The organism is Lichenicoccus sp. (genome assembly GCF_965276875.1).
In the GTDB taxonomy this organism is placed as follows: domain Bacteria; phylum Pseudomonadota; class Alphaproteobacteria; order Acetobacterales; family Acetobacteraceae; genus Lichenicoccus.
Window position 1 is genome coordinate 2649839 of the sequence record NZ_OZ255701.1, and the last position, 12617, is coordinate 2662455.

The 12617-nt window shown below is 67.6% G+C and carries 11 protein-coding genes; 9 read left to right on the forward strand and 2 right to left on the reverse strand.

Annotation, left to right across the window (positions count from 1 at the left end):
• Window positions 1-12 precede the first annotated feature (12 nt).
• The 3 genes from ACQY4K_RS12865 (at window position 13) to ACQY4K_RS12875 (ending at window position 5895) form a co-directional block, all read left to right on the forward strand.
• Window positions 13-2196, forward strand: coding sequence for a PAS-domain containing protein (locus tag ACQY4K_RS12865; protein WP_428390596.1), 2184 nt, complete (start codon window positions 13-15; stop codon window positions 2194-2196).
• Between the two features lie 80 nt (window positions 2197-2276).
• Entirely contained in the window at window positions 2277-2792 is a 516-nt protein-coding gene (locus tag ACQY4K_RS12870; RefSeq protein ID WP_428396113.1) for an adenine phosphoribosyltransferase, read from the forward strand.
• A 112-nt stretch (window positions 2793-2904) separates the two neighbouring features.
• Complete coding sequence (locus ACQY4K_RS12875; RefSeq protein ID WP_428390597.1) at window positions 2905-5895, forward strand: hypothetical protein; 2991 nt, start codon at window positions 2905-2907, stop codon at window positions 5893-5895.
• Between the two features lie 2 nt (window positions 5896-5897).
• Here the strand turns inward: ACQY4K_RS12875 and ACQY4K_RS12880 are convergent, their stop codons facing one another.
• On the reverse strand, window positions 5898-6296 hold the full coding sequence (locus ACQY4K_RS12880) for a hypothetical protein (protein ID WP_428390598.1): 399 nt from the start codon (window positions 6294-6296) through the stop codon (window positions 5898-5900).
• Between the two features lie 223 nt (window positions 6297-6519).
• Here ACQY4K_RS12880 and ACQY4K_RS12885 point away from each other — a divergent pair, with 223 nt between their 5' ends.
• Complete coding sequence (locus ACQY4K_RS12885; protein WP_428390600.1) at window positions 6520-6921, forward strand: flagellar biosynthesis repressor FlbT; 402 nt, start codon at window positions 6520-6522, stop codon at window positions 6919-6921.
• A 6-nt stretch (window positions 6922-6927) separates the two neighbouring features.
• On the opposite strand, the gene ACQY4K_RS12890 is transcribed toward ACQY4K_RS12885, so the two are convergent.
• Complete coding sequence (locus tag ACQY4K_RS12890; RefSeq protein WP_428390601.1) at window positions 6928-8364, reverse strand: matrixin family metalloprotease; 1437 nt, start codon at window positions 8362-8364, stop codon at window positions 6928-6930.
• A gap of 58 nt (window positions 8365-8422) precedes the next feature.
• Between ACQY4K_RS12890 and ACQY4K_RS12895 the strand changes: the two genes are divergently transcribed.
• From ACQY4K_RS12895 to ACQY4K_RS12915, 5 genes are all read left to right on the forward strand, one after another.
• The gene (locus ACQY4K_RS12895) at window positions 8423-9382 is read left to right on the forward strand and encodes a siroheme synthase (RefSeq protein ID WP_428390602.1); all 960 of its coding nucleotides are present in this window, start codon (window positions 8423-8425) and stop codon (window positions 9380-9382) included.
• Between the two features lie 31 nt (window positions 9383-9413).
• Entirely contained in the window at window positions 9414-9950 is a 537-nt protein-coding gene (moaB, locus tag ACQY4K_RS12900) for a molybdenum cofactor biosynthesis protein B (protein ID WP_428390603.1), read from the forward strand.
• Entirely contained in the window at window positions 9947-10390 is a 444-nt protein-coding gene (gene cynS / locus ACQY4K_RS12905) for a cyanase (RefSeq protein WP_428390604.1), read from the forward strand. The genes moaB and cynS overlap by 4 nt, the downstream gene beginning before the upstream one ends.
• A gap of 21 nt (window positions 10391-10411) precedes the next feature.
• A complete protein-coding gene (locus ACQY4K_RS12910; protein ID WP_428390605.1) occupies window positions 10412-11044 on the forward strand; it encodes a POTRA domain-containing protein in 633 nt (210 codons plus the stop codon).
• A gap of 339 nt (window positions 11045-11383) precedes the next feature.
• Complete coding sequence (locus ACQY4K_RS12915) at window positions 11384-12607, forward strand: beta strand repeat-containing protein (protein WP_428390606.1); 1224 nt, start codon at window positions 11384-11386, stop codon at window positions 12605-12607.
• Window positions 12608-12617 lie beyond the last annotated feature (10 nt).

The following is a 12617-nucleotide window of genomic DNA, read 5'->3' on the forward strand; positions in this document are numbered from 1 at the left end:
GGAGGCCGTTGCGTGCGCCGTTCCCTGGTCCGCGACGTCGGTTTGCTGGTCCCGATCGCCGTTCTGCTGCTGCTGAGCTGCCTCGCGATCGTGCAATGGAACCGCACCGGCGTGATCCAGCAGGTGCGCGACGCAACCCTCGTCTCCGGCGGCGAAGCCAGCCTGTTGCAGTCTCTCGCCGCCGCCTTGCGCGACGTCGAGACCACCCAGCACGCCTACCTGCTCAGCGGCGCCAGCGCAGACCTGACCGCATTCCAGGGTGCGGCCCGCACGCTCGAATCGCTGTCCGAGCGGCTGCGTGATCGGGCCACATCCGATGCCGCCGCCGGGCCCGCGGTCAAGGCGCTGGTCAGCAAGGTCGACCAGCGCCAGCAAGCTCTCGGCCGCGCCGTGGTGCTCCGCCATGATGGTCTGCTCACCGGTGCCGAGGCGCTGCGCGGCACCACCGACGACCAGCACGTTCTCGATCGTGTCACCCACGCCACCCAGGCCCTGGAGGGCAGCCAGCAATCCGACCTGCGCAGGATCGGCGGCGGCATCCGCGTCCTGCGCTGGAGTGCCGCCGCGGTTGCCGGCCTCGGCGTGCTCGGCATGTTGGCGGCACTGCGCCAAGTCCGCCGTTCGTGGCGGCGGCTGAGCCAGGCGGAGACCGAGCAACGCCTGCTGGCACAGCAACTGCGCGGCAGCCTGGACAGCCTGAGCCAGGGTGTCGCGGTGTTCTCGGCTGACGGCCACCTGCTGAACTGGAACCTGAGGCTGCGGCAGATGCTCGAGCTGCCGGCCTCGGTGCTATGCCACGGGCTGCCCTACGAGGCGCTCGAACGTCAACTGGCTGGTGCCGGCGAGGCGTTCCTCGAGCCCCCCGCTTTGTCGGGCGGCGACGGTGCCCCGATCGTCTATGAGCGGGTCTCGGGCGAGAGACAGGTCGAAATCCGGCGCACCACGATGCCGCAGGGCGGCTTCGTGCTGACCTTGACCGACATGACCGAGCGCGCTCGCGCCGAGCAGATGCTGTGCGAGGCGCAGAAGATGCAGGCGCTCGGCCAACTGACCGGCGGCATTGCCCATGATTTCAACAATATGTTGGCCGTGATCGTGGGCAGCCTCGATGTCTCGGCGGAAGAGCTGGCGGTCGCCGACGCGACTGGCCAGGTGGCGCTGTTGACCGCGCGCATGGGGCGGGCCGCCCGGGCCGCCGAGAATGGCGCCGCGCTGACGCGTCAGTTGCTCAACTTCGCGCGGCGGCAGCCGCTGGCGCCGGCGGCGGTGGACCTGGCCCAGGTGCTGCCCAACCTGATGCCGCTGCTTGCGCATACGCTCGGCGATACCATCGCGCTGTCGTTCACGGCGGAGGCCGGATTGTGGCCAGCCATCGTCGATACCGCGCAGCTCGAGAGCGCGGTGCTCAACCTGGCCCTGAACGCCCGCGATGCCATGCCGGAGGGCGGCCGCTTGGCCGTCGAGGCCGCAAACGTCGCCTTCGAGGGTCACGCCGCCGCCCCGCATTGCGACCTCGCCCCCGGCGCCTATGTGCGAGTCACGGTGGCCGACTCCGGCGAGGGCATGAGCCGCGAGGTGATCGCGCGCGCCTTCGAGCCGTTCTTCACCACCAAGCCGGAGGGGCGCGGCACCGGTCTGGGCCTGGCCATGGTCTTCGCCTTCGCCCGCCAGTGTGGCGGTCTCGCAATGATCCAGTCCGAGACCGGCCGCGGTGCCAAGGTCCAGTTGTTCCTGCCTCGCGCCAATGCTGCGCCTGCGTCCGGTGCTGCGCCTGCATCCGAACCAGCCCCTGCCGCAGCACTGCCCGAGGTGCGGCACGAGGCGCGGATCATGGTCGTTGAGGACGACGCGGCGGTGCGCAGGATCGCGGCCGAGATCATGCGCGAGCTCGGCTACGGGGTCAGCGAGGCGGCCGACGCCGAGGACGCCATGCGCCAGCTTGGCCGGCAGGCGGCACCGCTCGACCTGCTGCTGACCGACCTCGCTCTGCCCGGAGTCATGGATGGCCGCGCACTCGCGGCGCAGGTAAGGCAGACATCCCCCGCAACCCGCGTGCTCTACATGTCCGGTAGCGTGGACGACGGGACCGGGGCCGCCGAGCCGACGACCCGCTGGCTGGCCAAGCCGTTCCGGCGCACCCAGCTCGCCGCCGCCGTGGCCGAACTGGTCTCGCAAAGCGCCGGGCGGGCTGCCTGAGCCGCCTTCTGGGCCTTGCCGGGCCTCCGGGGAGCTAGTAGACGCGCCGCTTGCGCACCGCAGCCGGATCGCCGACCGCAATGGACCTCAAGCAGCATATCCGCAGCATTTCCGACTTCCCCAAGCCGGGCATCCTGTTCCGCGACATCTCCACCCTGCTGCGCGATGCCGATGCCTGGCAGGTCACCATGGGCCGTCTGTCGCGGGCGGTGGCCCCGGCGCGACCCGATCTGCTTGCCGGCGTCGAGAGCCGCGGCTTCCTGCTCGCAGCACCACTCGCCAGCAAGCTCGGCTGCGGCTTCCTGATGCTGCGCAAGCCGGGCAAGCTGCCAGGGCGCACGGTCTCGGTCGACTATGCCCTCGAGTACGGCAGCGACAGCCTGCATATCCAGACTGACGCCATCACGCCGGGCCAGCGTGTCGTCGTCGTCGACGACCTGCTCGCCACCGGCGGCACCATGGCCGCCGCGATCACGCTTCTGCAAAAGGTCGGCGCCGAGGTCACGGCAGCCGCGGTGATCATCGAGCTCGGCTTCCTCAACGGACGCGCCAGGATCGGCGTGCCGGTCAGCGCCCTGGTCCGCTACGACGAATAGACGGTCGTCGTCTCGCTTTGGTGAACAATCTGAAATCCTGGACGGCTTAACCCGCCGGTAAGGCTCGTGGCGTTCAATGACGGCAGTCCGCACAGGCCGGGACCCCGTCACGATGCTACCAGGCAACACAACGATCTTTGTCGGCGGCGCCAGCCAGATGGAGCAATTGCTGGCTCCCGCCATCTCGGACCCGATGATCGCCACAGGGAATATCGGTCTCTACGGCCATCTCACCGGCGTCTTCGACATGGTCGTGAACGCCGACATGCAGGCGCTCACCGCCCTGTGGGCAGGAACCGCGCCGGGGGTCGAGGAGAACGGCGTCGACACCGTCGTCGCCAAACAGACCATCACGATCAAAAATACAACGGATGCCGCCATCGACGTGCCGGTCGGCGCCATTGTCTCGACCGCGTCCGGCATCGGCTTCACGGTCATGATGGACCGCAGGCCGAATGCCCATTGGGCGACCGGCGGTCCGCTCGGCGACGGCTCCTGGGGGCACTATGTCGTAGCACCCGGCGCCTCGATCCAAGTCACGGTAGAGGCGAACCAGGACGGCCCTTCCGGCAACGTGATTGCAGGCGCGATCACCACCATCGCCGCCGTGCCCGGGGCTATAATCACCGCGTCCACAGCGAAAGCCGTGGCGTTGCAGGCGGGCTCCGGCACCGTCACCTTGCGCAACACGACCGGCAGCGCCGTGGTGATCGCGTCGAGCGACATCGTCCAAGGCACCGCCGGCGTCGGCCAGGCGGGACAATATCAGGTCGGCCGCGACCCCGCCGTCCCCGGCTACCAGCCGCTGAACGCCGACGGCAGCATCTGGCAATACGTGGTCCAACCGGGTGCCGCTATTACGGTGCCGATTTATTCGATCGCACCCGCCTATTCCGCCAGCACGCCCAATGGAGTCATCCGGGCGATCCTGGCCGAGGACGCGCCGGCGGGATCGATCACTGGCGGGGTCACCCTGCCCGCCGGCCTGCTGGTCACGGCTCCAAGCGCCATTACCCCGGCCGGCCCCAGTGCACCCGCGCAAGCCGGCAATTTTGGCCCGCTCGGTCCCGGCACCGCCGGCCTGACCGACACCGTGCAGCAGGTGCTGACTACCGACCAGGGTTTTGCGCCATCGGAGACCAACGTCAACGTCGACTACACGCAGCTCTGGACGCCGCTCGATCTCGCCAACTGGCAGGCCGAAGTCGACGCGCTGCGCGGCCACGGGATCATGAACGTGGCACCGGTCTGGTCGGACAACGAGCTGAGCGACGTTGCGACTTCGGATGCATTCGCCAATATTCGGGCCGCGGCACTCTATGGCGGTGGGATTGCCCTCGATACGCCGCCGGAATTCGTCTTCAACCTCGCCGCCGGCGATCCCGCCTACATCCCCGCCCTCGAAGCCCTCATCAAGTGGTGCACCGCCAATGGGCTGCGCTCGTCGATGATCCTCTCGCCTGACGGCGGCGCCGGAGTCGATCCGAACCTGCTGGCCAACACCCAAAAGCTGGTCGCGATGCTGCAGGCAGCCGGCGCCATGCCAAGCCAGTTCATCGTCGAGAACTACAGCCAGACCGCCGCCACGGTCGGCGACTATTTCTCGACCACGTCGGCGAACGCCCTCAATGCCGTGGCAAAATGGCTAGCCACGGTGCCGATGGTGTCGACCGCCTCGGAATCAGGCCTTGAAGTGGCCGGCCACGCGGCCGCCGACGACATCATGACCGGCGTGCAGCCGGCCGAGACGGTGACGGGCGCCACCGCCCTGCGGCCCTACTGGGAGACCCAGATCTTCACGCAGTCGACCGCAACCACGCTGACCGCGACGATCACGATCGCAGCCGCCGGTCTCGGCGAATTGCAGGCCTCGGCCGGCGGGACCATCTCCGACGGCGGCCGGACGGTGACGATTTCCGGTGCCGCGAGCGCGGTGCAGAGTGCCTTGCGCGGCATCAGCTTCGTGCCGACAGCCGGCGCGATCGGGCCCGAGATCCTCACCTTCAGCATCGCCGATGCGCGCGGCACGATCCAGGGCACCACGCTGCTGGCGGTGGACGACGCGGCGCCTCCCGCCTTGGCTCCGCCCACGCAGTTGATCCAGCTCGGTGCCACTGAATCGGTCGTCGTGGCTCGGAACGGCGACACCGTCTCCTGCGGCGTCGGCAACGCCACCATCAGTGCGCTGAATGGCGCAACATTGGTGCATGCCGGAGCCGGCTCGCTGCTGTTCCTCGGCGGCAGCGTCCCCAGCACCGTCATCGGCGGCAGCGGTTCCGCCACGATCATCGGCGGTGCCGGCGGCGGCGTCTTCGCCGGCGGTGCCGCGGGCCACAACGTGCTGGCGGCCGGGGGCGGCGGCACCACCCTGACCGGCGGTGGCGGCGGGGATGCGTTGTTCGGGGCCGCGGGGGGCACCGACGTGCTGGTCGCCGGCCTCGGCCGCGAAAGCCTGATCGGCGGCAGCGCCAATGCCACCAGCATCGTCGGCGGCCTGACCGCGGGGGCGGTGATCTTCACCGGCGGCGCCACCACGGTGACCGGCGGTGCCGCCGGCGGCGATACCGTGGTGGGGGGTGCCGGTCCCCTGACCATGACCCTGCACAGCGACGCGGTGTTCGCCGGCAGCGGGGCCGCGAAGCTCACCTGCGGCAGCGCGGGTGCGGATTCCATCATCGGCGGCAGCGGCAGCCTCGCGGTGACCGGCAAGGGTGCGAACATTATCCTGGTCGGCGGCGTCGGCGCATCCAGCATCGCCGCCGGCAACGGCGCCTGCGAGGTCTTCGCGGGACCAGGTGCTATGACCCTGCAACTCGGCGCCGGGCCCGCAACAGTGATTGGCGGTAGCGGCAGCACCCGCATCACTGAGGGTAGCGGCGCCGTGCTCTACGACATCGTCAAGGGCGCCGCCGGCGGCACCGAAAGCATCGACGGCTTTCGGCCGGGCATCGACCGGCTCGCGCTGTTCGGCTACGACAACGGTGTCCCGAGCTTGACGACTGCCGGCGGCAACAACACGCTCAGCCTGGACGACGGAACCCGGATCACGCTGCTTGGCGTCACCGACCCGAGCCACAGCCTGGCAGCCAGCCTCATGGTTTGAAATCAGCTCTCATCGGCTGCCCCGAGTTCGTTCAAGGCCGCGATGACATCGGCGCCAAGCGTACGGGTGTTTTTCGCGTTGCCATTGCCGTTGAGCAGAGTGAGTCCGAGTTCGACGCACAGCGCGCGAAGGACGGGCTTGGCGACAAGCTCAGGGACGCCGTTGGTCAGCACCTCGATCGTGCCGTTCTCATATTGCCTGATGGTCCGGTCGCCGCGCCGCGCCTGTGCGAATATGGTCATCTCAGACACTGGTCGTCGAGGGCTCGCCGGCTTTCGGGGTGGAATGAAGTGGTAGTCCCCCTTCGTCTCACGACATTGACTGATGATGTCGGTTGCCGATCCGTTGAACACTTCCTCAATCGAGGCTTCGCCTTCATCGACGTTGATGCGCAGGATCATCACGCGCTCAACCGCGGCGAAAGTACTCCTGCGAAACGTCACATGCGTCGATGACGTTATCGTTTTGACCGAGATGAACCTGCGACAACGGCATGGCGACACCTGTTTGAGTGGCGCCCCTTCTGCTTCACCCGTGCTTATTCACGGGCCATTAAGCGACGCGTGGCAGTATTGGCCCTGTTCCCGCCGAACTGTCGATGCGGGAGGGATCGGAGCGCGGCTGTTGGGCAATCTTGTTCTTGAGTTGAAGCCGGGCGAGATGATGGTCATCAACGGGGCCCCAATCCGGTTCCGTAACAAGAGCACCATTGAGCTCGCGGCACGGGCACGCTTTTTGTTCGGCAAGCAGTTGATGGCGCGGCACGAGGCGGACAGCCCGGCGCGGCGGATCTATTACGCCGTTCAGGAGGTCTATATCGGCGCCGACGAGGCGCGGCCGGCGGCGCTGGTGCGACTGGGCGACCTCATTGCGATGTTCCGTGATGCTACGACGTCGGCCGCCGCGCGGATCATCCTCGACCTGCTGCACGCCAGTGCCCGCGCCGACGATTGCTACACGGCGCTGAAGCTCGCACGCCGGATCATGCGGCACGAGGATGCGGTGCTGCGTCCCAAAGTGGTATGAGCCGGGTCAGCCCAGCAGTCCGCTGGCGGAGGGATCGCTCACGCCGTTGAGCGTCACCACCGCGCCGTCGGCGAAATGCAGCACGGTGTCGCCGCCGCCCACCGCCGCCGCGGTGAGCGGACTGCCGCCGACATGATCGAGGCCGACGCGGAAGCCGCTGATCCACATCGCGCTGCCAGGCTGCACGACGTCGAGGTCGGCACCGCCGCTGCCGCCGAACACGGTCGAGACGCCGTTACCGGCGAAGATCGTGGCGGAGCCCGCGCCGGTGACCAGCAGGCCGGGGCCGGCACCGAACTGGGCCTGGTCGTGGCCGCTGCCGAGAAAAAAGCGATCGGTGCCGCCGCCGGCGCCGACGAGGGTCTCGTTGCCCGCACCGGCCACCAGATAGTCGTAGCCGATCGGGGCCGCGCGCAGCACGTCGTTGTTGCCGCCGCCGACCAGCACGGTGCCGACCCACTGGGCGGTCAGCAGGTTGTTCCCCGTGCTGCCGCCGCTATAGAAGCCGCCGCCGGTCCCGCCGGTGATGGTGGCGCTGCCGGTGCCGCCGATTACGCTGGCCGCTTCCTGCTGGCCGGCATAGGTGAAGGCGCCACTGCCGCCGAAGAGGATGTCGGCAGAGCCGGCGGCGCCCCCACCGATGCTGCTAGACCCGCTACCCAGGATGAAGGTGGCGCGCGCGTTATCCGCGGCGGCGAGCGGGCCGCTCCCCGCGAACACCGTGACGGTGCCGTCATCGATCCGCGCCGATCCGTTCGCCAGCACGATCAGCCCGACATTGCCGGTATAGTCGAGCGCGCCGCTGCCGCCGAACACTGTCGACGGCATGCCCGACAAGCTCCCCGACAGCGTCTCCTGATTGGCCCCGATGTCGATCAGTTCGGCGCGCGGCGCGCCATAGAGCGCCTGCGCGCCGGCGATATCGGGAGCGGCGAGCTGACGGTTCTGCGCGTCGAGATAGGGGTACATGATCGCATAAGCGTCGGTCACGTCATGCGCGAGACCGATCGCGTGGCCGATCTCGTGCAGCGCCACCTGGAAGAGCGTGGCGTCGTAAGTGGTGTAGGTCGGCGTGCCGGGGCTGTCCGACAGCGGGGTGCCCGTGGGGTCGAGCAGGCGTATCCGGACATCGGGCAGGATCTGGTTGACCGGGGTCCGATAGCGGAGGGTGGTCACGCCCAACTCGGCCGTGTCGGTGGACGCGGCGAGTGTGCCCCAGCCGAGCCTGATATCAACGCCGACGCTGTCCTGCGGCGCATGGACGAATTGCAGGTCGGCGACCCGCGACCAGGCCTCGAACGCGGCAGCCACCACGGCCTGGGCCTCGGGTTGGGCGATGACATTGCTGAACGCGGTCGTGATGTCGCCCGGTAGGGTCGAGCTCGCGAAATCCCAGGTAATTGTCGTCGTTGCCCATCGCGGGCCTTCGAGTGCGTACGCCATGGTAGACTTGTCCCGTGCAACGAGACACAGTCTAACATAGTTTTGCTTCCGGACCAACATGGACCTACCGCGCCGCCTGCCTTTGTTCCTTGATCTCGACGGTCGGCGCGCCTTGCTGCTTGGAGAGGGCGAGGCGGCCGAGCGTCGTGCCGACAGCCTGCGCGATTGCGGCGCCGTCGTGGTGCGCGCGCTGGCGTTCAATGAGGCCAGGCTCGATGGCTGCGCGATTGCCGTGGGCGCGGCGGAGGGTGCGGCAAGGGCCCCGGGTCATCCGATGCAGGTGGCCCTCGCCGCGATGGCGGCGGCGGCGCGCGCGCGCGGCATTCCGTGCAACGTCGTCGACCAGCCCGAGCTCGGCAGCTTCATCACCCCGGCCGTGGTGCTGCGGCCGCCGCTGGCGATCGCGATCTCGTCGGGCGGTGCCAGCCCGGTACTGGCGCGGCTGCTGCGCGCCCGGATTGAGGCCGCGGTGGCGCCCGGCTTCGGCAAGCTTGCAGCTTTCGCAGGTCGGATGCAGGCACAAACGCGCGCGGCAATCCCCGACGTGCTGCGGCGGCGGCGAATGCTCGAGGCGGCCCTCTCCGGCGCCGTCGCCGAGCTGATGCTGGCGGGGCGCGAGGCGGAGGCGGAGGCGGCCTATCTGTCGGCGCTGCGCGACGCGGCCGAAGGCCTCGAGCGGCCGGCGCGCGGCTTCGTGCATCTGGTCCATCCCGGCCCGGGGGAGGCGGACCTGCTGACCTTGCGTGCGCTTCGGCTGCTGGGCGAGGCGGACGTGATCGTGCATCACCCGCAAGAGAGCCCGGCGGTGCTGGAGGTGGCGCGACGCGACGCCAGCCGGTGCGAAACCTCCGACGAGGCCGCCCCCGCAATGCTCGTCGGTCTTGCCCGCGACGGCGGTCGTATCGTCAGGCTGTCGCCGACTACCGCCGACCGTGCCGCCCTGCTGAAGGCGGCGATCGACCACGAGGCGGTGCCGGGGGTGGCGCCCGCACAGGCTGTTGCAACGGCGCCGGATTGACCTGCGGCACCTTCGCCTGTTTGCTCTTCCTATGTCTCGTCTCGATCACAGCATTCCCTTTACGCCGGTCCGCATCGCGCTGCTGACGGTCTCCGACACGCGCACCGCGGCGAACGACACGTCCGGCGACCTGCTGGCGGCCCGGATTGAGGCGGCGGGCCATGTGCTGGCTGACCGGGCACTCGAGCGCGATGATGTCGACGCCATCGTGCGGCGGCTCTCCGGCTGGACCCGCGATACGCAAATCGATGTGGTGATCAGCACCGGCGGCACCGGTGTCACCGGCCGCGACGTCACGCCGGAGGCGTTCGAGCGCGTGCTGGAAAAGCGCATCGAGGGGTTCGGCGAGCTGTTCCGAATGCTGTCTTACGCCAAGATCGGCACGTCGACGATCCAGTCGCGCGCTCTGGCCGGCGTCTGCAACGGCACCTACCTGTTCGCGTTGCCCGGCAGCCGCGGCGCCGTTTGCGATGGCTGGGACGACATCCTGGTCTGGCAGTTGGACCGGCGGCACGTCCCCTGCAATTTCGTCGAATTGATGCCACGACTGAAGGAGACCGGGTTGTGAGCCTGCGCGGCGACCTGACCGAGAAGATCGCGCGGATCAAGGCGGAGCGGGCGCTGAGCTGGAGCGGGCTTGCCGCCCACGCGCCCGATCTCTCCAAGGAATTCGTCACCGCCGGGCTGCTCGGCCAGATGGTCCTGCCGAAGCCGGCGGCCGAGGCGATCGGCACGGCACTCGGCCTCGACGGGCTGGAGATCAGGCTGCTGCAGGAGCCGCCGATGCGGATGCCGCCGGCAGCACCCGCCGATCCGCTGATCTATCGCTTCCATGAACTGGTCACCGTCTACGGCACCACGCTCAAGGCGCTGATCAACGAGGAATTCGGCGATGGCATCATGAGTGCCATCGACTTTCGCATGGATCTGAAGCGCGAGCTTGATCCCGCCGGCGACCGGGTGGCGATCACCATGAGCGGCAAGTTCCTCCCCTATAAGCCCTATTAGCCGCGCGGCAAAGGAGATCGCATGAATCGCAAGCGGGTGTTGGTTCGCGTCCTGCTGGCCTCAAGCCTGTGCGTGGCGACGGTGCCGGGTGCGGAGATCGGCCTGGCGACGTCCGCCCAGGCGCAAGCAAGTGCCGCGAGCAGCCGCCCGATGAAGCTGCTGAAGCTGACCGTCGTCGGCAACAAGCAGGTGCCGACATCGGCAATCGACCAGGCGATGACCGTCAGCGTCGGTCAGAAGGTCACGAAGGCCGACCTCCAGGCCAATTTCCAGGCAATCGTCGGGGTTTATCGCCACGCCAATGTCGGAGCCAGCTTCAAGCAGAGGATGACGATCCCGCGTCCCGGCCTGGTGCGGGTCGAGTATATGATCACCGAAGAGGCGGCAGCGCCACCGCAGGCACCTGCCGTTCTGCGCCTCGACAAGGTCACCTTCGAGGGCAACAAGCGCATGTCTTCCGACAAGATTGCGGCCGCGATCAAGCTCAAGCCGGGTGACGTGGTCAACGAGCAGAACGTCACGGCCACCGCCCAGGCGATCGTGGCCCTCTATAAAAAGGCCGGCATCGGGGTGAAAGTGACGCCCAGCCCAAGCTACCCGCAGCCCAACCACGTCATTCTGGACTACCGGATTGCGGAGACAGCCGGCGGCTGACCCCGTCCGGCCAGCGAAACAATCTGTTATCCAGATAATCGGATGCGTCGCGGAAACCGACGTCTCCTTTCCTGCTGCTTGACAAAGCTTCAAAGCAAAGACATCGGCAGGCTAATTATAGCCGGATTGTTGCTGTTGAAACTTTAGCGCAGTCAAAGCCAATGATGTCGTTTGGTTACTTACAGGCCTACAGATACTCTCCATAAAATTAGAATTGTTGCTTCTGTATTTTGAGGTTGCGATACGGCAAATAGTTCTGTTACGGGGCTTTTAGGAGATTTTTCCAGAGTTCGCGGCGCACCAACCGGTTTGCTGCATTCCCCATGACAGGAATCTGCCATGCCCTCAGTAACGATTGTCGGTGCATCCGGCGCGGTGATCCCGGTTTCGGTTGATGGCGCCGCGGCGTTTTCGCTGGCCCAGGCCTATGCGGCGGCCTTGAGCGGCCTGGCGGCCGGCGGCTCGCTCGCGGCCTACACCCTCCCGAGCGACGGCAGCGCGCCATCAATCCCCACCGGCAAGGTCGGCGAGGGCGTGATCATGTCGTCAGGCACGTATGTCGTGCCGTCGGGCTATAGCTACCTCACCGATGGCGCCAGCGGGCCGGTGACCATTATTGGCGCCGGCGATATGTCTTCGGTCAGCGTCCTGGCCGGGGCCGGTGGCACCACCTATCTGGCCGGCGCCGGCGGCGGCAGCTTCATCGCCAGCGGCAATAATCTATTCGAGGGCAGCAGCGGCAACGAGACCATCGCCACCGGCAACGGCAACGACAGCATCATCGCCGGCAGCGGCAACGACATGATCTATGACGGCGGCGGCGCCAATGTCGTCGCCCTCGGCAGCGGTGCCGACACGCTGTATTCGCAGGGCAGCGACCTCGTCTATGGCGGCGACGGCAGCGACACCATCATAGCCACCGGCCCCAGCAACACGATCATCGGCGGCAACAGCGACTTCGTCTTCTCCAGCGGCAACAGCACGGTGTTCGGCGGCAGGAGCACCTCGATCTTCGAGAGCGGCTCCGGCACGCTGACCTTCGTGGCCGCCGCCGGCGGGTCGGCCACGATCAGCGGCACGTCTTCGTCGGTGTTTGGTGCGAGCGGCTCGGACATCACCTTGCTCGACACCAGCGGCGTCACCTACGGCATCGCCAGTGCCGGCAACGAGACGCTTCAGGGCGCCTTTACCTCGGGGTCGTTGATGCTGTTCGGAGGCACCGGTGCCGCGGATCTGGTCGGCGGCGCCGGCTCCGATACGTTGACCGCCGGCTCCGGCAACAACACCCTGACCGGGGGTGCCGGTGCCAACGATTTTAACTTTACCAACGGCTTCGGCAGCGGCAACGTGACAATCACGGATTTCGGCAGCTCAGCCGGCAACCTGGTGCAGTTGTTCGGCTACGGCGCTAATGCGGTGCAATCGGCGCTGGCGAGTGCGACCAGCACCAATAAAGGTGGCTCCATGATCACGCTGTCGGACAGCACCACCGTGACCTTCAGCGACCTGAGCGTGACTGCGCTCAAAGCGCACTCCGCCCAGTTCCTGCAGAACGGATCATAACGTTGGCGGG

What these genes read in the sequence shown, in the direction of transcription:
- moaB (WP_428390603.1), top strand. Translation starts at nt 9,414, where the DNA reads ATGTCTCGTCTCGATCACAGCATTCCCTTTACGCCGGTCCGCATCGCG.
- ACQY4K_RS12880 (WP_428390598.1), bottom strand. Translation starts at nt 6,296, where the DNA reads ATGATCCTGCGCATCAACGTCGATGAAGGCGAAGCCTCGATTGAGGAA.
- ACQY4K_RS12895 (WP_428390602.1), top strand. Translation starts at nt 8,423, where the DNA reads ATGGACCTACCGCGCCGCCTGCCTTTGTTCCTTGATCTCGACGGTCGG.
- ACQY4K_RS12910 (WP_428390605.1), top strand. Translation starts at nt 10,412, where the DNA reads ATGAATCGCAAGCGGGTGTTGGTTCGCGTCCTGCTGGCCTCAAGCCTG.
- ACQY4K_RS12890 (WP_428390601.1), bottom strand. Translation starts at nt 8,364, where the DNA reads ATGGCGTACGCACTCGAAGGCCCGCGATGGGCAACGACGACAATTACC.
- ACQY4K_RS12915 (WP_428390606.1), top strand. Translation starts at nt 11,384, where the DNA reads ATGCCCTCAGTAACGATTGTCGGTGCATCCGGCGCGGTGATCCCGGTT.
- ACQY4K_RS12875 (WP_428390597.1), top strand. Translation starts at nt 2,905, where the DNA reads ATGCTACCAGGCAACACAACGATCTTTGTCGGCGGCGCCAGCCAGATG.
- ACQY4K_RS12870 (WP_428396113.1), top strand. Translation starts at nt 2,277, where the DNA reads ATGGACCTCAAGCAGCATATCCGCAGCATTTCCGACTTCCCCAAGCCG.